The sequence below is a fragment of the Acinetobacter sp. 809848 genome (assembly GCF_000581275.1).
Taxonomy (GTDB): domain Bacteria; phylum Pseudomonadota; class Gammaproteobacteria; order Pseudomonadales; family Moraxellaceae; genus Acinetobacter; species Acinetobacter pittii.
This window is the reverse complement of record NZ_JEXG01000003.1, coordinates 18,314-45,012: the sequence shown is the minus strand read 5'-3', so window position 1 is coordinate 45,012 and position 26,699 is coordinate 18,314. Positions and strand designations below refer to the sequence as shown.

General features: G+C 39.1%; 21 protein-coding genes. 13 read left to right on the top strand and 8 right to left on the bottom strand.

What is annotated here, in order from left to right; genetic code table 11:
- Positions 1 to 19: 19 nt before the first annotated feature.
- A complete protein-coding gene (locus J536_RS07380) occupies positions 20 to 562 on the bottom strand; it encodes a cysteine hydrolase family protein (RefSeq protein WP_032057082.1) in 543 nt (180 codons plus the stop codon).
- Between the two features lie 105 nt (positions 563 to 667).
- Between J536_RS07380 and J536_RS07375 the strand changes: the two genes are divergently transcribed.
- Positions 668 to 1,081, top strand: coding sequence for an Lrp/AsnC family transcriptional regulator (locus J536_RS07375; protein WP_014207916.1), 414 nt, complete (start codon positions 668 to 670; stop codon positions 1,079 to 1,081).
- Between the two features lie 94 nt (positions 1,082 to 1,175).
- Here J536_RS07375 and sfnG read toward each other — a convergent pair whose 3' ends face one another.
- Positions 1,176 to 2,288 carry a dimethylsulfone monooxygenase SfnG gene (gene sfnG, locus J536_RS07370; RefSeq protein ID WP_032062513.1) on the bottom strand — a complete coding sequence of 371 codons (1,113 nt, stop codon included), beginning with the start codon at positions 2,286 to 2,288 and terminating at the stop codon, positions 1,176 to 1,178.
- 44 nt (positions 2,289 to 2,332) lie between these two features.
- Positions 2,333 to 3,070: an FMN reductase gene (gene msuE / locus J536_RS07365; RefSeq protein ID WP_032062512.1), complete on the bottom strand. Its 738-nt coding sequence runs from the start codon at positions 3,068 to 3,070 to the stop codon at positions 2,333 to 2,335.
- Positions 3,071 to 3,446: 376 nt separating this feature from the next.
- On the opposite strand from msuE, the gene J536_RS07360 reads away from it, so the two are divergent.
- Positions 3,447 to 4,097 (top strand): response regulator, encoded by a 651-nt coding sequence (locus J536_RS07360; protein WP_002122041.1) that lies wholly within the window; start codon positions 3,447 to 3,449, stop codon positions 4,095 to 4,097.
- 43 nt (positions 4,098 to 4,140) lie between these two features.
- Here the strand turns inward: J536_RS07360 and J536_RS07355 are convergent, their stop codons facing one another.
- Together J536_RS07355 and J536_RS07350 are read right to left on the bottom strand one after the other, a co-directional pair.
- Positions 4,141 to 4,908, bottom strand: coding sequence for a hypothetical protein (locus tag J536_RS07355; protein WP_032006609.1), 768 nt, complete (start codon positions 4,906 to 4,908; stop codon positions 4,141 to 4,143).
- Between the two features lie 389 nt (positions 4,909 to 5,297).
- Positions 5,298 to 8,795 (bottom strand): PAS domain-containing hybrid sensor histidine kinase/response regulator, encoded by a 3,498-nt coding sequence (locus J536_RS07350; protein WP_032057079.1) that lies wholly within the window; start codon positions 8,793 to 8,795, stop codon positions 5,298 to 5,300.
- A gap of 181 nt (positions 8,796 to 8,976) precedes the next feature.
- Here J536_RS07350 and J536_RS07345 point away from each other — a divergent pair, with 181 nt between their 5' ends.
- The 4 genes from J536_RS07345 (at position 8,977) to J536_RS07330 (ending at position 14,025) form a co-directional block, all read left to right on the top strand.
- Positions 8,977 to 9,309 carry a DUF485 domain-containing protein gene (locus tag J536_RS07345; protein ID WP_000372818.1) on the top strand — a complete coding sequence of 111 codons (333 nt, stop codon included), beginning with the start codon at positions 8,977 to 8,979 and terminating at the stop codon, positions 9,307 to 9,309.
- A 1-nt stretch (position 9,310) separates the two neighbouring features.
- Complete coding sequence (locus tag J536_RS07340; RefSeq protein ID WP_002121878.1) at positions 9,311 to 11,026, top strand: cation acetate symporter; 1,716 nt, start codon at positions 9,311 to 9,313, stop codon at positions 11,024 to 11,026.
- Positions 11,027 to 11,198: 172 nt separating this feature from the next.
- On the top strand, positions 11,199 to 11,891 hold the full coding sequence (locus tag J536_RS07335) for an ion channel (RefSeq protein WP_002121893.1): 693 nt from the start codon (positions 11,199 to 11,201) through the stop codon (positions 11,889 to 11,891).
- A gap of 166 nt (positions 11,892 to 12,057) precedes the next feature.
- Positions 12,058 to 14,025 (top strand): BCCT family transporter, encoded by a 1,968-nt coding sequence (locus J536_RS07330; RefSeq protein WP_005078623.1) that lies wholly within the window; start codon positions 12,058 to 12,060, stop codon positions 14,023 to 14,025.
- A gap of 60 nt (positions 14,026 to 14,085) precedes the next feature.
- Here J536_RS07330 and omp33-36 read toward each other — a convergent pair whose 3' ends face one another.
- Positions 14,086 to 14,988, bottom strand: a complete 903-nt coding sequence (gene omp33-36, locus J536_RS07325; RefSeq protein WP_002122006.1) for a porin Omp33-36 — start codon at positions 14,986 to 14,988, stop codon at positions 14,086 to 14,088.
- Positions 14,989 to 15,998: 1,010 nt separating this feature from the next.
- Between omp33-36 and J536_RS07320 the strand changes: the two genes are divergently transcribed.
- Positions 15,999 to 17,708: a GGDEF domain-containing protein gene (locus J536_RS07320; protein ID WP_032062510.1), complete on the top strand. Its 1,710-nt coding sequence runs from the start codon at positions 15,999 to 16,001 to the stop codon at positions 17,706 to 17,708.
- A gap of 253 nt (positions 17,709 to 17,961) precedes the next feature.
- Positions 17,962 to 18,918 (top strand): helix-turn-helix domain-containing protein, encoded by a 957-nt coding sequence (locus J536_RS07315; RefSeq protein WP_032062508.1) that lies wholly within the window; start codon positions 17,962 to 17,964, stop codon positions 18,916 to 18,918.
- A gap of 48 nt (positions 18,919 to 18,966) precedes the next feature.
- Here the strand turns inward: J536_RS07315 and uvrA are convergent, their stop codons facing one another.
- Complete coding sequence (gene uvrA, locus J536_RS07310) at positions 18,967 to 21,798, bottom strand: excinuclease ABC subunit UvrA (protein WP_032004969.1); 2,832 nt, start codon at positions 21,796 to 21,798, stop codon at positions 18,967 to 18,969.
- A 296-nt stretch (positions 21,799 to 22,094) separates the two neighbouring features.
- Here uvrA and J536_RS07305 point away from each other — a divergent pair, with 296 nt between their 5' ends.
- From J536_RS07305 to J536_RS07290, 4 genes are all read left to right on the top strand, one after another.
- The gene (locus J536_RS07305) at positions 22,095 to 22,697 is read left to right on the top strand and encodes a TetR/AcrR family transcriptional regulator (RefSeq protein WP_032062506.1); all 603 of its coding nucleotides are present in this window, start codon (positions 22,095 to 22,097) and stop codon (positions 22,695 to 22,697) included.
- A gap of 3 nt (positions 22,698 to 22,700) precedes the next feature.
- On the top strand, positions 22,701 to 23,678 hold the full coding sequence (locus J536_RS07300) for a zinc-binding dehydrogenase (RefSeq protein WP_032062504.1): 978 nt from the start codon (positions 22,701 to 22,703) through the stop codon (positions 23,676 to 23,678).
- 64 nt (positions 23,679 to 23,742) lie between these two features.
- The gene (locus tag J536_RS07295) at positions 23,743 to 24,096 is read left to right on the top strand and encodes a DUF1304 domain-containing protein (RefSeq protein WP_032062502.1); all 354 of its coding nucleotides are present in this window, start codon (positions 23,743 to 23,745) and stop codon (positions 24,094 to 24,096) included.
- A 52-nt stretch (positions 24,097 to 24,148) separates the two neighbouring features.
- Positions 24,149 to 24,490 (top strand): GlpM family protein, encoded by a 342-nt coding sequence (locus J536_RS07290; protein WP_000263326.1) that lies wholly within the window; start codon positions 24,149 to 24,151, stop codon positions 24,488 to 24,490.
- A 49-nt stretch (positions 24,491 to 24,539) separates the two neighbouring features.
- On the opposite strand, the gene tenA is transcribed toward J536_RS07290, so the two are convergent.
- A complete protein-coding gene (gene tenA / locus J536_RS07285; RefSeq protein WP_032057178.1) occupies positions 24,540 to 25,214 on the bottom strand; it encodes a thiaminase II in 675 nt (224 codons plus the stop codon).
- A gap of 262 nt (positions 25,215 to 25,476) precedes the next feature.
- On the opposite strand from tenA, the gene J536_RS07280 reads away from it, so the two are divergent.
- A complete protein-coding gene (locus J536_RS07280) occupies positions 25,477 to 26,559 on the top strand; it encodes a DUF475 domain-containing protein (RefSeq protein ID WP_005066886.1) in 1,083 nt (360 codons plus the stop codon).
- Positions 26,560 to 26,699: the final 140 nt, after the last annotated feature.

Below are 26,699 nucleotides of genomic sequence, written 5' to 3'. Positions count from 1 at the left end.
GCTTTTTTATTGCTTTCTACTAAGAGCTTGCTAAAAAGTCAGCAGTATTTTCTACATTTGCAAATGTACTCAGCGCAGTTAAAAAAGCAGTTTGTACGTCTTCAGCTTTTACAATTTTTCTATCATGGCTTAAATCGCGAGTTGCGGTTGCATCTGCAATTAAGATGGGTTGATAGCCAAGTTCTTTGGCTGCACGAGTCCCTGAATCAATACACATATGCGTCATCATGCCTGTAATCACGAGTTGTTCAATTTGATGTGTTTTTAAAAGCTCATCTAAATTGGTTTCTAAAAAACTGTTTGGATAATGCTTTGTCACGATTAATGAATCACTGCCAGCACTGAGTTCAGGATGAAGTAAAACCCCATCTGTATTTTCTTGGAAGAAACTCGCTTGTGGCGGGTTAATATGCTGCACATAAATGATGAGCAAGTTTTTCTCGTTAAAATATTGTTCGAGTTGTTTTATTTTTTCTAGCGCTTGCTCTGGCCCAACCAATTCCATTTTGCCATTTTTAAAATAATCATTTTGTACATCGATAACTAATAGAGCTTGTTTCATGAGGTCACTCTTGTTGATATGAGATAAAACAAGATTATTCTCTGCTTGAAAAATCGGCTATAGTCAGATGAAAGCATTACCGCCAGTTTTCTTTCACCATGAAAAATGAATATTGAATTAGACCCGATTGATCTAAAAATTATTGCATTACTCAAACAAGATTCTCGTCTGACAAATAAAGACATTGGGCAGCGCGTCCATCGAACAGGACAGGCGGTGGGTGCTCGAATTGCTCAGTTAATGGATGCAGGTGTTATCAAAAACTACACCATTGCCGTGCAATATTCGCATAAGCAATTTATTCACTTGCATTTAAATGAACAACGCGCATTTGAAGAAATTGAAAATTTGGTTAAGCAATATGAACAAATCGATGAATGCTTTAAAGTCATGGGCAATGCTTGCTATATGATTGTCAGCCATTTTGAACCCGCTGCCTTAAATGAATTTATCGAGAAACTTTCAAAATGGTGCCGTTACTCAGTTGAAACTGTGATTCGAGAAGTCGAGAAATCCTAAAAAATAAAGGCTCCAAGCCGAGTCTTGGAGCCAATAAATTCTTTATTTTTAATTTATTGTTTTTATTATCTTGCGCTGTTTTAACTGGGGTTTTTTAGGCTGATTTAGCTTGGATTTCTACCTCCTTCTCCTGTTGAAGTTCTAACTGACGAACGAGCGGCAGAACTTTTTCTCCGAAATATTCCACCTCTTCAATAAAGTGTAAAAATCCGGAAAGAATCAAATCAACACCTACATTTTTAAGTGCCACAATACGCTCAGCAATTTGTTGTGGTGTACCAATTAAATTGGTTTTAAAGCCATCGTTGTATTGCACTAAGTCTTCAAAACTTGATTTTGCCCAGTTACCTTGTTGCTCTGGTGAAGCAGCACCTGCTTCACGTGTAGCATCTCCAAATGCATTTACCGCTTCAGTATTGGCTTTATCAATAATTTCTTGGAGTACCGCTTTTGCTTCTTCTTCGGTATCTCGGGCAATAATGAAAGCATTTACCCCAATTTTGACATGGTGATTATTTGCTTTTGCTTTAGTATGAATATCTTCGACTTGTTTTTGAATTTCTTCTACCGTATTACCGTTAGTGAAATACCAGTCAGATACACGAGACGCCATGTCACGCGCAGCACGTGAACTGCCACCTTGGAAAACTTCGATATAAGGCTTTTGCAAAGGTTTTGGTTTAAGGGTGTAGTTTTGGAACTGGTAGTATTTACCATTGAAACTATAGTTGTCGGTGGTCCAGATTCCTTTTAGCGTGCGAATAAATTCTTCGGAGCGAACATAACGTTCATCATGCTCAGGCCACTCTTCACCAATGGCATCAAACTCTCCTCTGAACCAGCCACTCACTACGTTAATCGCAATACGGCCTTGAGTTAAATAATCAATCGTTGCAAGTTGTTTAGCGGCAAGTGCCGGTTTCCAAGGGCCGGGCAGAATAGCCGCGATGACCTTTAATTTTTCAGTTTTTGCTAGTAATGCATGACTGAAACTTACCGATTCATGTTGGTTTTCTGCCCCGTACCCAGCCGTAAAACGAATTTGGGTGAGCGCATATTCAAAACCATTGTTTTCGGCAGCCTGTGCAAGTCGAACATTGTAGTCATAACTCCAGTCTGTACGCTGTTCGATGTTACTCACTACAAGGCCACCGCTTACGTTTGGTACCCAATAAGCAAATTTAATTGGTTGTTGTAATTGCGTCATGGTTCGCTCTCCCCATTCGTTCTTTTTATTTAGCTATATTGCGCTTAGGCAACATGCGTTAATGATTTGCCAGACTTGTGATGCAAACGAGATTCTGCCGCATCAAGGTTTGGTACAGCTGCTGAAGGTAATACTTCTTCTTGCTCAATTTGCTTGTTAATACCAAGCTCTTGATTTGCTTGCTGAGATTTAGGTTTAACTACTTCAGCACGTTTACCTTTCGCTGGCGCCCATTCTAAAATTGGCAATGCACGTGCCACTGCTAACGTAATACGGTCTGATAATTGCTCACTTTTCACCGTATATTCCGGAGTAAAGTCACGATCGGTCGCATATACGCCAATTGGTAAAGTTTGTGCTTGGAAGAAACTGAATAATGGACGTAGTTGATGTTCAAGTACGAGTGCATGACGATCACTACCGCCCGATGCTGCTAAAAGTACAGGCACATCGACTAAAGCAGTCTGTTCAACAAAATCGAAGAAATGTTTGAAAAGACCTGTAAAAGAAGCACGGTAAACGGGTGTACCTACAATTAAAGCATCTGCTGCTTCAACTGCTGCAAGGTCATCTTGTACGCGCTGTGGAAGTTGGTTGCGATAAAATGCGCCGCCTAATAGAGGTCCGATTTCGCTTAATTTAATAAAGTGAACTTTAATATCGATTGCTTCTGATAATTCATCAAGAATGGCTTGAACCAGACTTTCCGTTTTAGATGGGGTATTTAAGCCACCAGAAACAGCAACGATATTTAAAGGTTTTGGTGATGTGATACCAGTCATAATTTGGTTCCTAAGCCTAAAACAAGAGATTGGACTTATTAATCAACAACGACGGTAAACTGTAAAATAACGAAATTGGTCAACCTTATCAGTTTTAAATATAAAAGATAAATAGTAGATTTTTATACTTTGTTTTTCTATTAAGTTGCTGTTTTTGTTTTATATAATTATAGGTGATATATTTTTTATAATAAAAAGGAAGCTTATATAAAAAACAGATTAATTTTGATTAAAAGTTAAAAAACATCTGAAAATCTTGGCTAAGTTCTGCATTTATCAACATTTTGCATAAAAATGGATAAGATGAACGTATCTTTCATCTAAATAGTAGGGTTACAATAGGCCATACTTATGCTCAAGATTACTTTAATCGCTTATGAATATTTTAATCGTTGATGATCATCCTTTGTTTCGTCATGCTTTAATTCAAGCAGTACGTTATAGCCTGCCACAGGCACAAATTCATGAAACAGCCTCGGTTGATGAGTTTTATGAGCGTTTGGAAAATGGGGCAGAACCTGATCTGGTATTACTCGATTTAAATTTACCGGGTGCTTCAGGATTTTCGGCTCTGGTTTATGTAAGAGCACAGTATCCATCTATTCCGATTATTGTTGTTTCTGCACATGAAGAAACTTCAATTATTCAGCGTGCGATTGCTCATGGCGCCATGGGTTATATTCCTAAGTCGGCTCATCCAAGCCATATTGGCGAAGCGATTCGTCAAGTCTTAGAAGGTGATATCTGGTTACCACCTAATTTGCCATCGAATCTTAACCTTGACCCAAGAGCAGCAGATGAAACTGCTTTAGCTGAACGTATTCAATCGTTAACACCTCAGCAATTCCGTGTTTTGATGATGGTTGCGGAAGGTTTGTTAAATAAGCAAATCGCATATGAGCTTGATGTTTCAGAAGCAACGATTAAAGCTCACGTAACGGCTATCTTTAGAAAATTAGGTGTGCAAAACCGTACACAAGCCGTATTGGCGATTAGTGCACTCAATATTGAAGATAAGAAAATCTAAAAAGAAAAAAGACCTCGATTGAGGTCTTTTTTATAGGTGTCACTTAAGCGAGGCAATCTTGCTTAGGTGTTAGGCTGTCGCAGTACAACGGATTAAGTGCACATTGCAAATCATCAATTTGTTCTTGAGTCACGTAGCCTTTCATTTTTAAATATTCAGCCACACGGTCATCACGTAGGCTTAAGAATGCTGCGTCATAAACGCCTAAATCTACAAAAAGTGCAGCTGTTTCTAGGCTGTTGAATCGATCAAGGAAAATATCATTGCCATACATCAAGAAGATATGGTCGAGTTTTGCTTTTTCATCAACATGGAGTCGTTCAGCAAGTTGATCTGGATGCGTTTTAATAAAGAGTAAGTCAGATAATTCATCAAATTGAGTCATATCTAACTGATTCTCGCCGAGTTTGACATGACCAAGCCAAGCTTTGAAAACGAGTACAGCACCGCCACGGAGTAGCATGCTCCAGATTTGATGACGTGTGTCGTGGTCAAGATTTTCACTTTCAGCGCTAAGAACTTTTAAAAAGTTTTCTTCTTGTTGTGCCAATTTATCAAATAAACCTAAACCTTGGGGATGATAAGCCGCAGGTGCAAATACATCAAAATTTAGATCATGAAATACATTAAGTGCGAGGGGAACTGCACATTGATAAATTGTATTTAACGCTTTGATGTTTGCTTCATTGAGCTTGCTGTGAGGGAAAATACTTTGCCAATCTAGTTCAGGAAGTAAAGCATTGGCACTGTATTGGCGATAAAACTGTTGAGACGAAAGTTGGCCTTGTGGGCTGTTATCAGAAATATTCATGGCAATTGTCCTTTGCATTAATTCGTGAGCAGGGGTGCTTAATATGGAAATGGGTTATAAAAATGACTGTACATTTAAGAAATAGGTTTTGAATATTTATGTGTCAGGAAGAATGCAAGTAGAATACGACTAAAGTCTTATATGGTTATTTTTGGCTAATTATAATTTTAAAAAACAGCAAGTTATGAAATTGTAACTAAGTGTACAAGTGTTCACTTACAAAAAAGGTGAGCTTTGCCATAGAAAAAGAGTCATTGGAAATTTTGGTCAATGATTTACTGGGTAAAAGTCGACTTTTTGAGCAGTTCTGCCTATTGGCTTAAATTAGGCCAATAATTTTTGCCAAAAATCTCTCCCAAACTTATTAAAAGGTTTGGGGGAGAAAATATTTAATCTACCTCACTGGCAATTTTAAGTCCCGATAACCATGCTCTTAGAGAAGCAGGCTTAAGTGGTTTTTTGAGTAAAACAATATTCAGTTCTTTCAATTGTTGAGGTAACTCAGGATGAGAGTCAGCAGTAATTAAAGCAACAGGAACATCATGTTGACGATTTTGCAAAATAAAATCGACACCGAGTTGGTTGTTGTTTAAATGCTGATCGATAAGCCAGACCTGAATATTTTCTTTTTGAATAATTTCAAGTGCTTGTTCAGGTTCAGTGGCTTTAAAAACCTCATAACCCCATCGACCTAATAAGCTACTCATACCCTCAAGAATGGTTTCATCATTGTCTAAACATAAAATCCGATAGGCTTTGGTTTTTAAAGGTACTGCCTGTACGGTTGGGGTTATCACTTTTGGCGCTTCTACCACCGGAACCTCAATCATAAAGCAGGAGCCTTTATCGAGTTGCGAATAGACATAGACTGGATAATTCAACAAACCCGTCATACGCTGCACAATAGCAAGACCCAAACCTAAACCTTGCTCACCCCAAGGCGATAAATGCCCACAGCGTTCGAATTCTTGAAATAGTTTAATACGTTGCTCTTCGGCAATTCCGGGACCTGTATCCCAAACCCCAATTCGAATGTGTCCAGGTTTTTGTGCTGAACGTAATACACCAACAATCACTCGGCCTTTGGCTGTATAGCGCAAAGCATTACTCACAAAGTTTTGAATAATACGTCGTATCCACTGTGGATCTGTGTCAATCCAGAACGATACATCGTGAACTTTTAATGAAATATTTCGCTGTGCAGCAATCGACTTAAACTGTAGTTCGAGGTCGCTTAGTAAATCGTGCAGAGGATAAGGCTGTCTTTTTGGCTGTATGGTACCGCCTTCCAAACGCGCAATATCGAGTAGGGCAGAGAGCATACTTTCTGCACCATACAAAGCACGGTCAAGTTGTTGCAAAGTTTGGCGATCTTCTTCGGTTGCGATGCTTTGTTCAAGAACTGTACTAAACAGACGGGCAGCATGCATAGGTTGTAATAAGTCATGACTGGCCGCTGCAATAAATCGGCTTTTTGACATATTGGCCATATCGGCTTGTTCGCGCGCAAGCTGTTGCTCAGTTAAGGCATCGGCAAGTTGTTGGGTTCTGTCTTTTACGCGGGCCTCAAGTATTGCCTCATTCGCACGGAAAGCCGTAATGTCGGCGAAGGTAGTCACAAAGCCACCACCTGAAATAGGATTACCGCGCATTTGAATAACGCGTCCGTCTTTACGGATTCGTTCAAATTCATGCGCACTTCCGACTTTCATCCAGTGCAAACGTTTGCGAACATGTTCTTCGACTGAACCTGGGCCGCATTCGCCGCGTTCAGCGTTATAACGAATCAGATCGGCAATTGGACAACCCACATAGACTAAATCTTTTGGGTAGCCAAACAGTTTTAAATATTGGTTGTTCCATGCGACTAAACACATGTTTTTATCAACCACACTCACCCCTTGGGTCATGTGATCAATCATGGTCATCAGCAAGTTTTGATTGAAACGTTGCCATTGCGAGGCTTGGTCTAAAATATTGGCGACTTGGCCTAATGCCAAACCATTATTAATCATTGCTGTAGTGAGCAAAGTACGAGCTGAGGCTGCGCCGATAATTCCAGCTAGATATTGTTCAGTGAACCGCCACCACATGCCATTGGCGATACTATTCGGGTTAAGCGTGAGATGATTTTGCTCACAAAAGTTCTCGAACGCTTGTGTTGTGGGTTGCTCACCCGTAATTCTTTTAGCAAGCGCAAATAAATCGCCTACTTTTAAACGTGCAGCATCGTGCGGTAAATAAGTTAAATCGGTAGAGGTATGGGGAGATGGCAGAGGCTTAGTTTCGTAATAAAAAAAGCTTTCTGCCTGAATTTGTTCTGCCACACTTGGGCGGTAAATTTTAGAAATCCAAATATATAAAACAATATTTAAACCAAGCGACCAAATAACGCCGTGTGTAAGTGGAGCAAATGACTCAAAGCCAAAAAGTGATTCTGGACGTAAGGCATTAATTCCAAAAGGACCAAAAAGCAAAATACTTTGGGCTGTTTCTTGATAGGCCTCTGGCAAGCTACGTAAAATCGTTGGAAATAGTAATGTGTAACTCCACATCAAAAATCCAACAATAAGACCTGCATAGACACCTTGGCGGCTTCCACCTCGCCAATACAAGCCTCCAATAAGCGCAGGTGCAAACTGGGCAACGGCACTAAATGCCAATAAACCAAATACTGAAAGCTGGTTAATATCATTAAAGAAATGGAAGAATAAAAAGCCAAGTAGCATCACCGCGACAATACTAATACGACGGCTGAATTTAAGAACTTTAGGTAAATGTTTATCGTGACGTGATAGCAGCTTAAAACGCCAGAGTGCGGGCATAATCAAGTCATTACTGAGCATGATAGACAGAGCAACAGATGACACCAGTAACATGCCTGTTGATGCAGAGAACCCACCTAAAAAGGCCAGTAGGGCTAACCATTCTTGGTTATAACTCAATGGTAATGAGAGTACTGCCACATCAGGCACGGTTAGGAATTTTGGCGCTGCATGCAAGGCCCAGCTTGCAATTGGGATAATAGCTAAAATTGTTAAAATGAGATAAGCCGCAAACCATTTACGTGCACCGCGAATGTGCTTTTCATCGCGTAATTCGACAACAGCCACATGAAATTGACGGGGTAAACAGATAATTGCGAGACCTGCCAATAATGTCTGAATCCAGAACGTTTCAGGTACCCCAAATAACTGAACTTCTTGGAAGGTTTGGTTTACGTCGGCCGAAACTTGTACTAAGTTCGCGGGTGCTTCAAAAATAAAAAATAAAGCGACACAGATTAGGGCGAATAATTTTACAAAAGATTCAAATGCAACGGCTAACATGAGGCCGCCATGCTGTTCGGTGTTTGCAATTTGCCTTGTACCGAAGATCATGGCTAAGATCGCAAGGACACTGGTTAAAAGCAAAACGCTATTGGTGGTCGTATGAATATGAGCATTTTGCTCTAATATGACTGATGTGCTTAAGGCAATTGCGCGTAACTGTAGGGCCAGGTAGGGAATAATCGCAATGACTGCCAAGATCGTAACCAGCGATGCCAATACACCGCTTTTGCCATAACGTGCAGCAACAAAATCGGCAATTGAAGAAATTGCATGATGCTGACGTACTCGGCCTAAACGTCGCCAGATATCGTAACCAAACCAGACAAATAACAGTGGACCTAAATAAATAGGTAAGAAAATGACGCCTTCTCGGACGGCAGCTCCGGTTGCACCATAAAATGTCCAAGATGAACAGTAAACACCTAAGGTCAAACTAAACAAGAACATCCGGCCACGTGTACTCAGGCGACTAGCATGCTTCTCGCCAAAAAAAGCACAAATAAATAAGAGTGCTATATAAAAAGTGAGTACCCCAATAATCAGCCAGCTGTTCATATGACCTACATGATTAAAACCTTGCGCCTATCATACCGCAAGCAGAAACAAAGCTATAAATTGATTAAATTTTAACGACCAAAGTCTAAGTTACGAATTACACGTTATTTTGCTAATTTTAATAATGAGAAACTACTATTAAAAAAGTGACCAAGGTTGGGCACAGGCAAGGAGTTTGGTTATGGATCAAAGCCAAGTAGAACAGATTCTACGCAATCCAAAGTTTCAAAAGATGGTCAAGAAAAAAAGTGCATTAAGCTGGACGCTCACAATCATTATGTTAGTGCTTTATGTGGGCTTTATGCTACTTGTTGGCTACAACAAAGAATTTTTAATGAGTTCATTTAGTGGTGGTGTAACGACATGGGGTATTCCACTAGGCTTAGGAATTATTGTTTTATCTTTCCTACTGTGTGGCGTGTATTCCTATATCGCAAACAACACCCTTGACCAGTTGAGTGAAGAAGCGTTGAAGGAAGTTGAAGCCATCACGCATGAGAAAGGATTACACTAATATGAAATGGAATTCATTAAAAGCGAAAGCCTTATTGGCAGCAGCATCGCTATATTCAACTGTTGCTATGGCTGGTCCAGATTTGGGTGAAGCCGAACAGCAAGCCACCAACTGGCATGCCATTATTATGTTCTTGATCTTTGTTGGTTTTACTTTGTTTATTACTAAGTGGGCGGCAAAGCAAACTCAATCAGCACAAGATTTCTATACCGCAGGGGGCGGAATCAGCGGTTTCCAAAACGGATTGGCAATTGCCGGTGACTATATGTCAGCAGCATCTTTCCTTGGTATTTCCGCGATGGTGTTTAGTTCGGGTTTTGATGGCTTACTTTATTCTCTTGGATTTATGGTAGGTTGGCCAATCGTTTTATTCTTGGTTGCAGAGCGTTTACGTAACCTTGGTAAATACAACCTTTCAGATGTAGTGTCATTCCGTCTTGAAGAAAAACCGGTCCGTACCTTAGCTGCCTTGAGCTCGCTTGTTGTTGTAGCATTCTACTTGATCGCTCAAATGGTAGGTGCGGGCCAGCTCATCAAATTACTATTTGGTTTGAACTACAACATCGCTGTTGTCATCGTTGGTCTATTAATGATGGCATACGTAATTTTTGGTGGCATGTTGGCAACGACATGGGTACAGATCATTAAAGCGGTCATGTTGCTCAGTGGTGCGACTTTCATGGCATTCATGGTGATGAAAGCGGTTGGTTTCAGCTTCAGCAACATGTTCACTCAATCAATTGAAGTATTCAGTAAAGTTCACAGCGTAAGCTTTGAAGAAGCTGCAAAAATTATGGGTCCGGGTAAACTTGCCGCAAACCCGATTGATGCATTGTCTCTTGGCTTGGCACTCATGTTTGGTACAGCGGGTCTTCCACACATTCTTATGCGTTTCTTCACTGTAAAAGATGCAAAAGAAGCGCGTAAATCGGTTGTGGTTGCGACAGGTTTCATTGGTTACTTCTATCTTTTAACTTTCATTATTGGTTTCGGTGCGATCCTTTTCGTATCAAACAACCCTCAATTCCTTGATGTTGCAAAAATGGCAGTATCAGGCAAGCTTGAACTTGTTGGTGGTAACAACATGGCAGCCGTGCATTTAAGTGATGCTTTAGGCGGTGACTTATTCATGGGCTTTATTTCAGCAGTAGCGTTCGCAACGATTCTTGCTGTTGTTGCTGGTTTAACACTTTCTGGTGCATCTGCAATCTCACATGACTTATACGCTAACGTATTCAAGAAAGGTCAAACGACTCCAGCCTCAGAACTTCGTATGTCAAAAATTGCGACACTTGGTTTAGCAATCTTTGCCATGATTTTGGGTATCTTGTTTGAAAAACAAAACGTAGCATTCATGGTGGGCTTAGCATTCTCTGTGGCATGTTGTGCAAACTTCCCGATTCTTGTTCTTTCAATGTTCTGGAAAGGTTTAACCACTCGTGGTGCAGTTATCGGTGGTGTGGTTGGCCTTGTAACAGCTGTAGTACTTATTGTTCTGTCTAAAGCGGTTTGGGTAGATACTTTAAAAATCTCTGATACACCAGTTAACCCATTCAATGGTCCTGCATTATTTGCGATGCCATTGTCATTCCTTTGCTGTTGGTTCTTCTCGGTGACTGACAACTCTGCACGTGCTAAAAAAGAGCGTGCTGCATTCGATGCCCAATACGTTCGTTCAATGACAGGTATCGGTGCTTCTGGTGCCTCAGATCACTAAAATCAAACTGGATTAAATATCTATCTCATTAAAAGCCCTGCGGGGCTTTTTTTGTTGATCGTATAACTTAAAGTGAAAGAAGCTCTTTAATAAAGAACAACTTGTTTGTCCTATTTTTTGTACAGTATGATTTCTTATAATTCAAAACATAATGAAAAAGGAAAATAATTAAATGCGATCTATCATGGACTTCTGGGCGAGCTTTCGACTGCTACCTTCTGCATGGTTGCTGCTTGTGCAATTTATCTTACTCATTTTGGCCATGCTGACTTTTCACGATGTATTTTACCGGACCCTAACGTGGGCTTTAGGAGTGCTTGCCTTACTTATTATTGCCAAAGTGATTCGCCAAACCCCAATGTTTACTTTTCTGGGATTAACTTTTGTCAGTGGAGCGATTATATCCTCAGTCTTTATTTTATTGGGCTATAGCAATTTAACGATCCAGATATTTGCTCATAGCTGTGAAGCGCTGGCTTACTTTTCGGCTGCTTACGGTTTATTTCGTTATATGTTTGCTGATCGATATTTAACAAGAGATGAATTATTTGCTGCTGCCGCGGTTTTTACTTTGCTAGCTTGGGGCTTTGCATTCCTCTACAACATTTGTCAGCTATTGATTCCTGCTAGCTTCCAAAATCCAAACAATGCTCATCATTTCCAGACGTGGTTAGATCTACTGTTCCTGAGCTTTAGCTTACAGTCAGCAACAGGCTTATCTGATTTAATGCCGCTTAGTCCACCAGCACGCGTTTTAGCCATGCTACAAATGTTTTGTGGCGTGATGTATCTCGCTTTGATTGTCACACGTTTAATTGCTCTACAGTACATTGCCCATCCAACAAAGAAGGATTCTGACAAATAAAGGAGAAGGTGTTTTAATTTTTTACACCTTTGTAACTGCAATATTATTTAAGTTTATTTAAAGTATTATCGGCTTTCTCTATTGAAAGATTTAACTTTGTTCATTCTGTGAATGTCTTTATTGGCTTTATGCCTATCACTTTTCATTAAAATAACATGGAGGAGTTATGCCTTCCAAACAACCAGGTTGGTTCGCAAACGTTAATCCTAACGTATTTTTTGGTACGGTCATTATTATTGCTTTGTTCTTGGCAGTTGTTGTGATCGCCCCGAGTTCTTTTGAACTTCTAACGCAGCAATTAAAACAATGGATCACCGATTCATTTAGCTGGTTTTATGTTTTATCTGTAGCCTTCTTTCTTATTTTATTGATTTATATCGCCTGTTCATCAATAGGTCGAATTAAATTAGGACCTGACCATAGTCAGCCTGAATATAATAATGGGTCTTGGTTTGCCATGCTGTTTACAGCAGGGATGGGTATCGGTCTCATGTTCTTCGGAGTTGCCGAACCTGTCATGCATTATGTTAATCCACCGAGTGGGGATGCTCAGACTATTGAGGCAGCACAGCAAGCATTAAGGGTGACCTTCTTCCACTGGGGCTTACATGCTTGGGCAATTTATGCATTAGTGGGACTATCTTTAGCTTATTTTGCTTATCGACATAATTTACCCTTAAAGACCCGTTCAGCCCTTTATCCTCTCATTGGTAAAAAGATTTATGGGCCTTGGGGCGACAGCATCGATATATTTGCGACTATTGGTACGGTATTTGGTGTAGCAACTTCTCTCGGATTCGGTGTTACCCAGATTAACTCTGGCTTGCATTATCTTTTAGGTATAGAGCAAAGCACTTATATACAGATTATTTTAATTGTCGTGGTGAGTATTTTGGCTTCTTTATCGGTCTTTTTAGGCCTTGATAAAGGGGTAAAACGCCTATCCGAATTGAATCTAGTTTTAGCCGTTATTTTATTAACCTTTGTTTTCATTTGTGGACCAAGCATTTATTTGCTTCAAACGACAATTCAAAATACAGGTCAGTATTTTTCTAATTTATTTACAATGACCTTCAACCTTTATGCTTACCAACCGAATGGCTGGATAGGTGGTTGGACAATTTTGTATTGGGCTTGGTGGATTTCTTGGTCACCATTTGTGGGTATGTTTATCGCAAGGGTTTCACGTGGACGCAGTATTCGAGAATTTATTGTAGGGGTTCTCCTCATCCCGACAGGCTTTACCATTATCTGGATGGGTTTTTTAGGAAACGCTGCGTTATTTAGCATTATTCATGAGCATCAAAACACTCTTATTCAGGCTGTTCAGCAAGACTCATCTGTAGCTCTATTTGAGTTTTTAGGTCACTTGCCGTGGTCAGGTGTTATGAATGTTTTAGCCACTGTGCTGGTTATTCTTTTCTTTGTGACCTCTGCTGACTCTGGAGCATTGGTAACAGACTACTTAACGTCAAAAACTGACAACTCACCGACTTGGCAACGTTTGTTCTGGACAGTACTGATGGCTGTACTCGCCATTATTTTATTGTTAGTCGGTGGTTTGGCTGCGCTTCAATCTTCAATCATTATGAGCGCATTGCCGTTTACTTTGGTTATGCTGTTCATGAGTTGGGGATTAATAAAAGCATTGCATCTTGATGTCACGAAAATGCAAGCCATTCAGGAAGCGCGCATTACGCCACGTGCTATTCATAATCCAAGAAGCTGGCAACAGCGGCTAGGTTTAATCATGCACTATCCTCATAGTGAAGAAGAGGTAAGAGAATATATCGAAAAACAAGTGGCTCGTGCGTTTGAAAATATCAAACATGAATTTAGACGCCGTCATTTAGAAGTTTCAATTACTCAACTTGAGGATGGGATGCAGCTTCGAGTCGATCATCACAATGAAATTAATTTTATTTATAAAGTTGTTTCACGTGAAACAGTGCCACCAAGTTTTTTAATTGGACGTACTGAAGCCGAAGATGGACAATATTTCCAAGCCGAAGTGTTTTTAAGAGAAGGTGGACAGAACTATGATGTAATGGATTGGACCCAAGAAGATTTAATTCAGGACATTATCGATCAGTATGAACGTCATCTATATTTCTTAAATATTGTACGAAGCTAAATTTAGCTGTAAAAAAAAGGACTCAAATGAGTCCTTTTTTAATTCGATTTCTAAATTAAATTAGAAACGGAATTTAGCATTTAAGCCGATAGTTTGTGTATCGTAGCTAGACTTTTTAACGTCAGCTTTCATGTACGATGCACCAACTGCTACAGCTGGAGTAATGAAGTAGTTTACGTTACCACCCCAAGCTTGACGGAATTCACCAAGGTCATTGCCTTTGATATCAGCTGAACCATCGTTACCAACGAAAGATGCGCCAACGCTTAACTTAGGAGTTAAGTAAAGGTCAGTTTTCAAACCGTATTGGTTTTCTTGACCGAAAGCACCAGCAGCTTCAAAACCAATTGCCATGTTAGTTCCATCGATTGGACCTACATATTTAGCACGAGCTGTAACAGCATCTTGGTCGTCTTGAATCGCAGCAGTTTGGTTCGCAGCAGTGTAGATACCGTTGCTGATGATACCGAAGTTATCTAAAGCGAATTGGTTTGCAACGCTTGTATAACCAACAGTCATTAAGAAGTTAGGTAACAACATAGCACCAACTTCTAATGCATAACGGTCACCGTTGTCATCACGAGAGATAGCGTTTTTACCATCAACATCAGTGTGGTTATAAGTTGCGCTAGCGTATACAGGAAGGTAAGGAGTAGGAACGTAAGCCTCACCTTTAACGCCGTATGTACCAACGTGGTAGTTCAAACCGTTGTTTTGGTCATACTGTTGGTAGCTATACCCTAAAGATACGCTAGAAGCTTGGTTCAAGAAAGCTGCTTCAGCTAAAGGACCCTTAGCGGTATCAACATTTTTTAAATAGAATGTACCAGCAACGTCACCAGTGAAGTTTTTATCGTTTGCAGTTGTGTCAACATATTCAGATTGACCTTGAACTTCAAATTGATAAGCATGAGCACCGGTCATGGCTAATAATACAGCAGTGGCTAAACCAAGTTTTTTCATAATCATTTCCAGCATTAACAAGAGATAAAGCTGGGGTCATTGTATTGTAACAATTTATGAAGTCAATAATCTAGAAAAGGTAATGTTAAAGATATTTGACACTTATGTTAAAATTGGTGAAAAACTAATCAAATGAAAAGTGGTTTGTCAACCTGATAAAAAAATGAACATTTACAATAAGCTAATAATTATATTTCATTAAGAATTAAGAAGTAAATGTTAAAAAGATATTACAATTGTGATTGGAAAAATAGATTGCATTAATCGGTTTTAACATTAACAAAAATATAGCTGTGTTTACAATGTGAGTAAAAAACCGCCATTTTATTGTCAAATTCGTTTTATTTTGAGGAATAGTTAACAATATTTGGATTAGTTTAACTAAAAAATTTAACTATTCTTAATTATTATATAAGTGAATAAAATAAAAGAAATCTCTATTTTAAGTTGAAAAAACGATTAAAATTTTAATCCTGATTAATTTAATCAACTTTACAAAGGTAGAGGTAAATCACATAATTCGATTGCAAAGTTCACTGCCTAACGTTTTTTAGGATTTAAAGTGCTTGCCCAGATACGATGTGTAGAACACATCAGATTTTACGAGCTCAGCTTTCCCCAAGGTTGAGCTTTTTTTTATCTGTAAGAAAATCTAAAAATTAAAATAAGAGTTATGTGAATTTTATTGAAAAAATGAGAGGCCAAAAAGAGCCCAGCTTAAAGCTGGGCAGTGGATGCTGGGAGAGGCATCCAAGAGGACAAGTAAATACTGTTTTTACTATCATGATTAAAAATCTTTAATCTGTAAAATAGAGTTTTTTTATAAAAAGCATTCAATTTTTCGATTCATTTTGTTATTTAAGCTGACAAAATTTAGGGATCGTATAATTATTAAAAAAGAAATGAAGGGGTTAATGATGAAATTTTAGTTATTAAAATGCTAGGATGGATTTAAGCCTAATTTATATCGTATTAAAAATGGCAGGACATTTACGGAGTACCAGCTAGAAATGTCAGGATTACGTTCAGAGCATATTAGTAATCGACTGTTCTTTTTTATGCTGGTTATTATTTTATCCTTATTATTCATGGCAGTACCTCTTATTGTGGGAAGCTATCAGGATTATATAAAAACTAGACAAGCCCTAGCTGAAATAAAAAGTTTAAGAGCAGTAGCCGATATTGCCTATAAAGTTTCTAAGGAACGTGCTCCTGCTAATAAAATGATGTCGAGTGGTCCTCATGATTTGGTAAAAAATCAGCAAGAATTAAAAAAATTTCGTTTAATCGTTGATGCGCAAATTGATACAAGCATTTTAATTTTAAAACAAGCTGGTTATGTTTCCTTAGCAAATGAGCTCCAAACTAATTTCAAAGAAAATCTTAGACAAGCCCGACGTGTCGTTGATTATTATGGTGAAACTCCATATGCAGCCAGAACTTCTGTTCAACTGGATAATGCCATTTTAGGAATGTTTGGCGCATGGGATAACTGTAGAGAAATACTACAAAAACTAATGTTGCAGTTAAAAAGTAAAGACAGCCGTATTTCTAATTACTTTACGCTTATTATCGTTCTAACTGATATGCGTGATCAGGCTGGGCGTATGGCCTCTAACATTATTGCTCCCGTCAGTTTTAATGAAGAGATTCCAAGTAATAATCGTGCTCGTTCATTACAAACTCAACATCAAGCTAGATATCTATGGATTTTGGTCGATACCTTACAGCCTGAACAGGCAAAAACTCCAGAATACCGTCGGTTATATTCTAGAGTGAAAACAGAGTTTATAGATCAGGGTATTCCGATTGTAGAAAGGCTATTAGAAGAAAGCCAAAAGAGCGAACCATATTTTTTAAGTGGTACACAGTTAACCGAAGCAATTGTAGGTAAATTTACCACTGTGGTTGATTTGCAGAGTTATATTCTTAATGAGAGTGTGGTCATTGCCACTCAAGAAAATGCAATTGCTCGAAATGGTTTCTTTTTAACTTTATTTATTTCTCTAATTTCTTTAGCAACAGCATTACTTACTCTGATATATGCGCAAAGACGAGTATTTTCGCCTTTAATTAAAGCGAGAACTTTAATTTTAGATTTATCGCATAGTTCTGATCATTGTAAAGATGAGATGAATGTCACCACCAAAGGTGAATTTTTTTCCCTATTTGAAGCAATTGACCGATTACAACGTATGTTGCAACAACGGGACGCTTTTGAATTTCAGTTAAAGAATATTGCCAATACTGATCCACTCACCGGAGTCTCCAATCGTTTAGCTTTATCTGAATATTTAAAAATTGTTGAAAGTTACCCTCAAAAATTTACGCAAACCTGTTTAATGATTATTGATATTGATCGTTTTAAACAGGTGAACGACCAATATGGGCATATTGTAGGTGATCGCGTCATTGTCAGTATTGCCGAGCAATTAAAGCAAAATATTCGAAGTTCGGATTTAATTGTTCGTTATGGGGGTGATGAATTTTTAATATTGCTAGAGCAAGTACAATTTGTAGATGCTCGTCTTTTAGCAGAGAAAATTCGGATTGCGATTTCTTTAGAAGAAATTTGTTTATCTGGTTCAGAAGAAAAATTGCATGTGTCAGTCAGTATTGGTTTTGCCATAGGCGCGTCGAATTGGATAGATCTTTTAGAGAAAGCTGACCGTTCGCTATTAAGAGCAAAAGCCCGAGGACGAAATGCAGTGGAGGGGTAAGGCTTTATTAGTATTTCATAAAAGAATTTATATAACTTAATTTGTGTGCAGATTTTCTCACCTTACCATTAGAATTCAAAAACTTTGTTTTTTAATAATATTTTCAATTAATTACTTGGTTTCCTGTTTATTTAATCTTATGAAATATTCTATCCATTTTTATTGTTAAATTTTTGACTTTGTTTTCAGTGAGTTGACATAGTTTTAAATAAAGTATAACTTTTTGTATAATTTATACGTATAAATTTTGACAATGAAATTATCAGCTTTAAAAAAAGTTCGACTAGCAAACATGATGACTCAAACTGCAGTTGCAGAAGCTATGGGAGTCAGCCAACCTAATTATCAACGTTGGGAATCTGGAGCTGCCTCTATTCCTAAGGATAAGCAAGCAAAATTAGCGAAAATTCTAAATTCAACTGTAGATGAAATACTGGGTAATCCTCGACCTTTTGATAATTCAGGAATTCATAATGAGATTAGTGATGAAAATACATATTTTGGAGAAATAGCATTTCATTTCAGATCTGGAAAAGGACTTTTATTCCCAATTACTGAGGCTGAAAGATCTAGACTACACTATCGATTAAATAGTAAAGGCGACTTTATAGTTGTTGAATCTCTAGATAATAGAATCGCCTTTATTCGTCGAGCGTCAATACAAGATGTTTATCTCTCAAGTGAAGCATTTGATACTTTTGGTCCTGAAAAATATAAAGATTGGTTAGGATTAGACAGAATTGAAGATGAAGAATGGCTGGTTATAGAGAATATTGAGTGTTTAGAGTATGTAACAGATCTAATAAGTGAAGAAAAAGTAAAAAACTATGTAAAGAAAACACTTTTAACCGAAGAAGAGTTAGATGCATTAATTGAACAAGGTTATATAAAGAAGGAAGATAGGGAAAAGGTTAAAAGAGATGTAGCTAAACAACTAAAAAAATTGTATGCCAGAGCAACAGAAATTCAATGGCAATTTACTAATGGAAAAATAAGAAGAGAGCCGATGTTTGAGGATCGCAAGTTGTATGAGGCTTTTTCCTGTCTTGAAATTGATCCAGAAGATGCAGACGAAATTATCTATTTACCTACAGAGGGATATCATAGGTCAATTTTTATAAATACTTCAGAATTAGATTATATTTTTATTCCTGCACATAAATTTAATTATGGTCGTTTAGAGAGTTTAGAAGAAGAATTGGATGAATAACAATCAGGCTAGAGGTCATTTAACCTTCTAGCCTAATTTAATTAAACTTTATTTAAGCATCGGTTTTAAGAAACGCCCTGTATGTGAAATTTCAACCTCAGCCACTTGTTCAGGTGTGCCTTCGGCAATGATCATACCACCGCCCGAACCACCTTCAGGACCTAAGTCAACAACCCAGTCGGCTGTTTTAATCACATCAAGGTTATGTTCAATCACCACAATGGTATTACCCTTGTTACGTAGCTCATGCAAAATGTCGAGTAACTTGGCAATATCATGGAAATGTAGACCTGTTGTTGGTTCATCCAAGATATATAAAGTTTTACCCGTATCTCTTTTTGCTAACTCGCGTGCAAGTTTTACACGTTGTGCCTCACCACCAGAGAGAGTGGTAGCAGCTTGACCTAAACGGATGTAGCCTAAGCCCACCTGAGTTAAGGTTTCTAAACGGCGATGGATGACTGGAATGGCACTAAAGAACTCAGCAGCATCTTCAACAGTCATTTCTAAAACATCAGAAATGTTTTTGCCTTTATAGCCAACTTCAAGCGTTTCACGGTTATAGCGCTTACCATGACAAGCATCGCAAGGTACATACATGTCTGGTAAGAAGTGCATTGCAACTTTAATCATGCCGTCGCCTTCACAGGCTTCGCAGCGTCCGCCTTTTACGTTAAACGAGAAACGACCAGCACTATAACCACGGGCTTTTGCCTCTGGGGTTTGAGCAAATAACTCACGGATTGGCGTAAATAACCCTGTATAAGTCGCTGGGTTAGAACGCGGTGTACGGCCAATCGGGCTTTGGTCAATATCAACAACTTTATCTAGATGTTGAAGCCCATCAATCGAGTCAAACTTTTCAGCTGTTAAGGTCGTTGCACCATTGAGCTGTGTAGCTGCTAATGGAAGCAAAGTACGGTTAATCAGGGTTGACTTACCTGAACCTGAAACGCCAGTCACACAAGTCATAATGCCGAGCGGAATTGTTAAATCGACATTTTTTAAGTTATGACCTGCTGCACCTGAAAGTTTGATAACTTCATCTGGACGTGGTGATTCAGTACGTTTTTTTGGCACTTCAATTTTGAGTTTGCCAGAAAGATACTGTCCTGTAAGAGAATCAGCATGTTTAGCCAATTCATCATACGTGCCTTCAGCAATAATCACACCGCCGTGTACACCAGCACCAGGACCGATATCAATAATATGGTCAGCAGCACGGATTGCATCTTCATCGTGTTCAACGACTAATACCGTGTTGCCTAAATCACGTAAGCGAATCAGAGTTTGTAATAAACGATCGTTATCGCGTTGATGTAGACCAATTGATGGTTCATCGAGCACATACATGACGCCCATTAAACCTGCACCAATCTGCGAAGCTAAACGGATACGCTGTGCTTCACCACCAGATAGGGTTTCGGCAGAGCGAGCTAGACTTAAATAGTTAAGTCCCACACTGACCAAGAAATGTAAACGCTCTCGAATCTCTTTAAAGATTTTATCTGCGATTTCGCCTTTAGCTCCTTCAAGATTTAAACCTTGATAGTAACTTTCAGCATCACCAATCGACATACGAGTAATGTCAGCAATGGTTTTGTCTTTCACACGAACATGACGTGAAATTTCATTAAGACGTGAACCATCACATGCATCACACGCTGCATTAGAAAGGTATTGAGCTAAATCATCTCGTACATAGTTACTTTCAGTTTCACGGTAACGACGTTCAAGGTGCGGCAAAATTCCTTCAAATGGTTGCACGCGAGTGTGTTTACGGCCACGTTCGTCGATATAGCTTAAATCAACTTTTTCTTTGCCCGTACCTTGTAAGAATTTCTTTTGAGTGTCTTTATCTAGCTGGTTCCAAGGTGTATCAAGTTGAAAACCGAAATGGTCGGCAACTTTTTGCAGCATCGAATAATAATATGGACGCTGACGATCCCAACCACGGATTGCACCTTCACTAATCGCAAGGTCAGGATTTGGAATGAGCTTTTCAGAACTAAAATGACTGCGTGTACCTAAACCATCACAAACAGGGCAGGCACCAAACGGGTTGTTGAATGAAAACAAACGCGGCTCAAGCTCTGCGACTGCGCGATCACATTCTGGACATGAGTGCTTTGCAGAAAAAACGCGATCAGGATGTTCACCATTCATCCATGATAAAACAGCAATATCTCCACCTAAACGCAGTGCGGTTTCAAATGATTCTGCAATACGGTTACCTAAGTCTTCACGCACTTTAAAGCGGTCAACTACAACTTCGATGGTGTGTTTTTTCTTTTTGTCGAGTTCTGGTGGCGTATCAATATCAATGATTTCACCATCCACACGGGCACGAACAAAACCTTGACCTTGTAGTTGTTCGAACAGGTTACTGTATTCACCTTTACGTTCACGAACAACAGGGGCAAGCAACATGAGTGCTGTGCCTTCTTCAAGCGTTTTTACCGCATCGACCATTTCAGAAACAGTTTGCGCGACCATCGGCAAATCATGTTCTGGGCAATATGGTGTACCGACACGTGCATAAAGCAAACGCAAATAGTCATAAATTTCGGTAATCGTACCAACCGTTGAACGTGGGTTATGACTGGTAGATTTTTGCTCAATGGCAATCGCTGGTGATAAACCTTCAATCGAGTCGACTTCAGGCTTTTCCATTTGCGATAAAAACTGACGGGCATACGCTGAAAGTGATTCGACGTAACGGCGTTGTCCTTCGGCGTACAAGGTATCGAAGGCAAGAGAAGATTTTCCTGAACCTGATAACCCCGTAATTACCACAAATTTGTCGCGTGGAATATCGAGAGACACATTTTTTAAATTATGGGTACGTGCGCCTCGAATACGGATATGACTTTGGCTCATAAAACATCTCAATTATGTATTGATGAAAATTTAGGTGTTGATTGCTCAGTCGCAGAGAGGTGTGACTGGTTATAAACAACAGACCCTATATATGATAACGATTTAAAATTGTTCAAGTGGTACAAAATGATTTAAAGCGACAAATTGTGACGGTTAAACGACAATCGACAAAATTTGTTTAAATAAGCAGATTGTATTTTTAACATTCCTTACTTCAGATTTCTACTCTAAGCAAATTTTAACCAGCAACACAACTTTACTAGACGACTGGTCTAATAGTTGTTTATGATGTGTGCATGAAACGATTAAATAAAAGTCAAACCACGCGACAACACATTTTAGATACGAGCTTTGAGCTGGTACTACGTAAAGGTTTTGTCGGTGTTGGTTTGCAAGAGATCTTAAAAGCTTGTGACGTACCCAAAGGTTCGTTCTATCACTACTTTGCTTCGAAAGAGGCGTTCGGCTGTGCGCTGTTAGAGCAATATATGGCTGATTATAAAGTGCGTATGGAACAACTTTGGCAGCACAGTGAACAAAGTGCCCATGCTCGTTTAATGGCCTTATGGCAGGCATGGATTGATGATCCCGTAAACGGTAGTTGGGCTGAAAACTGTCTGATTGTGAAGTTGGCGGCAGAGGTTTCTGACTTGTCAGAAGACATGCGTCAAATTCTCAATGATGGCGTGCACAAACTAACGCAACGTTTGGCTTTGCTACTCAAAGAAGGACAACAAGAAGGATCAATTCCAAAACATATTGAGCCTTTAAAAACTGCGCAAGTCATGTATCAGTTATGGTTAGGTGCTGCTTTACTCACAAAATTGTCGCAAGACAAAGCACATCTACATCTAGCTTTAGAAACGACCCAACAACTCATAAAACCGATAGAGGAATAAAGCATGCGAAGTATTATCCATGGTAATTTTGGCGAACCTGTAGACGTTTTAGAGCAGGCGGATATGCCAAAGCCAGAACCAAAAGCAGGCGAAGTGCGTATTAAAACCATCATGTCTCCAATTCATAATCATGATGTATGGACAGTACGTGGAAGCTATGGCTACAAGCCAACCTTACCTGCGATTGGTGGTAGTGAAGCGGTTGGTGTTGTAGATGCATTGGGTGAAGGCGTTTCTCATGTACAGGTAGGGCAGCGTATTGCAGTGGCAGCTGTGCATGGCAGTTGGGCTGAATACTTTATTGCACCAGCACAAGGGCTTATTCCACTCAATAATGAAATTGATGATGAAACAGCAGCACAGCTGATTGGTATGCCAATTAGTGCTCTCATGCTACTCGACTTTGTAAATGTTCAACCGGGTCAATGGCTCATTCAAAACACGGCAAATGGTGCAGTCGGTAAAACAGTTGCGATGATTGCACAGGCACGTGGCTTACCTGTAATTAATTTAGTTCGTCGTACTGATGCGATTGCAGAGATGCAAGCATTAGGTATTCAGTATGTTGTTGCGACTGATCAGCCTAACTGGAAAGAGCAAGTTAAACAGATTCACGGCGACCAACCTCTTATTGCTGGTGTGGACTCGATTGGAGGAACCGCAAGTGGCGAAATGCTGAATTTACTCAGTGAAAATAGTTTGCTCGTTTCGTTCGGTAGTATGACTGGCGAAACCATGCAGATTTCATCGGGTGATTTGATTTTTAAACAAGCGACAGTAAAAGGTTTCTGGGCGAGTGTAGTTAACAAAGAAATGCCTGCCGAACGCAAAAAAGAACTCATTGTTGAGTTATTAACGTTAGCAACTCAGAAAAAATTAATTCTGCCTGTAGAAGGTGTATTTAGTTTTGATGAGATTAAAACTGCCGCTCAAAGAGCAACGCAAGGTGCTCGTCAAGGCAAAGTGTTGTTAAAACCGTAAAACACTAAAAGATCAGTCGAGAGACTGATCTTTTTCATATCTTTAAAATAAAAAGGAAAATTGTATGATCGGACAAATTTTAATTGCACTTATCGCAATATTACATGTCTATATTTTAGTGTTAGAAATGTTTTTGTGGGACAAGCCTTATGGCATGAAAGCCTTTGGAAATAATGCCGAAAAAGCAAAACTCACCAAAGTCATGGCACAGAACCAAGGTCTTTATAATGGCTTTTTAGCGGCGGGTTTATTTTGGTCCTTTTTAGTTGATGCACCATTTGCAACATCAATTGCTAATTTCTTTTTAGGTTGTGTACTGATTGCAGGTATTTATGGCGGTCTGACTGCCAGCAAAAAGATTATTTATATTCAAGCAGTTCCTGCTTTAATTGCTTTGGTCGCTGTTAATTTTCTTTAAAAAGCGCAAAATACAGCGTTTTGAAATGGAAATGACCAGATAGGATCAGCGCATGTGGGCGTTATTTTTAAAGTGTATGTTGGGGGCCGGGGTTGTCCTCATTATTTCGATTTTATCGAAAAGTAAGGCATTTTATATTGCGGGTTTAGTCCCGCTTTTTCCTACCTTTGCTTTAATTGCTCATGTGATTGTTTTTCAACAAAAAGGGGCAGAGGCATTACAAAAAACTGCTTTGTTTGGTCTATGGTCACTGATTCCTTATGCCATTTATTTAGCTGCTGTTTATGTGCTGGCAACGCGTATGTCGATGTGGTCTTGTCTAGGAGTCGCAACACTATGCTGGGTTGTGGCTGCGGCAGGTTTGATTTACGGCTGGCAATTGTTTCAAAGTTAAATTAAAGACTGACCATTTAATGAATTAAATGGTCAGAGCTCATCTTGATTTAGATCTGATCTAAACCTAACCATTGTCTTTGATGGTAAGCACTGTCCCAAAATAACCATTCAAGTTTTGCACCCATGGTATAGGCTGCATGCATTTTCTCTAAAGTATCTGCATCACAACGTGCGGCAACCTTGTCTACTGTCGCAATCACATTACGAACCGCTGTATGGAACTCTTCACCCGCGTAGGTATCGATCCATGCCTGATAAGGATTGTTCGGGACTGACTTACTTACAATGTCTTTACCGACTTCAGCATAAATCCAGAAGCAAGGTAAAAGTGCAGCAAGTACAACAGGGTAGCTTTCAGACCAAGCAGTTGCTGTCAAAAATGAAGTGTAATGATGGCCTGCCAAGGTCAACGGCGTATTTTTAAATTCTTCTTTGGTGACACCAAAGTTTTTCATGAAGTCATCATGCAAGCTACGTTCAACCACAATTGCAATTTTAGCTGCATCTGAAAATTGCATAATATCGTCAGCCTCAAAGGCCTTTGCTGCTGCAACAGCAAGCACACGACCATAGGCCACTAAATATTGAGCATCTTGAATAACATAATGACAAAAAGCTTCTTTATCTAAAGTACCGTTAGCAAGTTCCTGATTAAAAGGCAGGTCGAGAATTTTTTGATATAAATTTAAATTGCGTTGCCAAAGTTCTTGAGAAAAAAGCATAAAAACATTCCATTTAAATTAAGACAGCTGAACCAGATTTTAAATCAATTTTAAAATACAAAAATAATAATGATAGATATATCGAAAGAAAATATTTAATACGATTAATGAGTTAATTAAATATTATAAATTTCTTTATTAAACAGAGAGATAAAGTAAATGGAATAACGGCACAAAACAACATCGTTTTGTGGTTAATTATCGATATAATAGCGGCGGTTTTTAAGAAAGATTAAATTTATTCTTGGTATAGGTCTGATCCATGAAGCATTTCCGATTTTCGATATTTTTTACGGTGGTGTGTTTAGCACTATCCGCGTATTGGGGTTTTACCCATGGACCTGAAGCGGGCGTGTCTACCATGCTTAAAGCTTTAACAATTACAGCCATTTTAGCTGTAATGGAGGTCTCTTTATCTTTTGACAATGCTGTCGTAAATGCATCGGTTCTACGTAATTGGGATCCGTTCTGGAAAATGCTCTTTTTAACGGTAGGTATTTTAATCGCCGTTTTTGGTATGCGTTTAATTTTCCCGGTGGCGATTGTTGCGGTGACTGCGGATATGGGAATGATTGAAGTAGCTAAATTGGCACTCAATGATCCGAAAACCTATTCTGAACGTTTAATGGCACATCACGCTGAAATTTCGGCTTTTGGTGGAACATTCTTATTATTGGTGTTCTTAAACTTCTTCTTTGATGAAGAAAAAGAAACCCATTGGTTCAGATGGCTTGAAGCTAAACTTTCTAGTTTAGCAAGCGTACCAGCAATGTCTGTCTTTATTGCTCTAATTGCGATGTTAATTATGGCAGCAAATGTTGATGAGTCGCAGCGCCTTGTGGTGACTATGGCTGGTATTTGGGGCATTGTGGTTTATATTGGCGTTGAAGTATTAAGTCATATGTTAGGTGGTGAGCCTGAAATTGACGAAGATGGCAATGCTATTATGAAAGATGGATCGGGCGCGGCTTCTGGCGTAGTTAAAGCGGGTATAGGTGGTTTCTTATATCTTGAAGTGTTAGATGCATCATTCAGTTTTGATGGTGTAATCGGTGCATTTGCGATTACCAGCGATGTTGTCGTGATTATGCTGGGCCTTGCGATCGGCGCTATTTTTGTCCGTTCAATGACAGTTTACCTTGTTGAAAAAGGCACACTAGATGCCTATGTGTTCTTGGAACATGGCGCGCATTATGCGATCGGTGCTTTAGCATTCATTATGATTGCAAGTGGTACAGGCGTACATGTACCTGAAGTTGTTACTGGTTTAATTGGTGTAGCGTTTATTGTTTGGGCGGTTATTGCTTCAATTCAATATTCAAAGCGCGAGCAACAATCGCCTTAAGCTAATTTTCAGTAAAGTTCGATAGAATAAAGAGGCTAAATGCCTCTTTATTTTTTTAAGCCCAAATCGTTATTTTAAATAAGGTGTTCCGTATTTTTAGAAACGAATCGGCTTATAATTTACCTAGTTTGATAACGTGT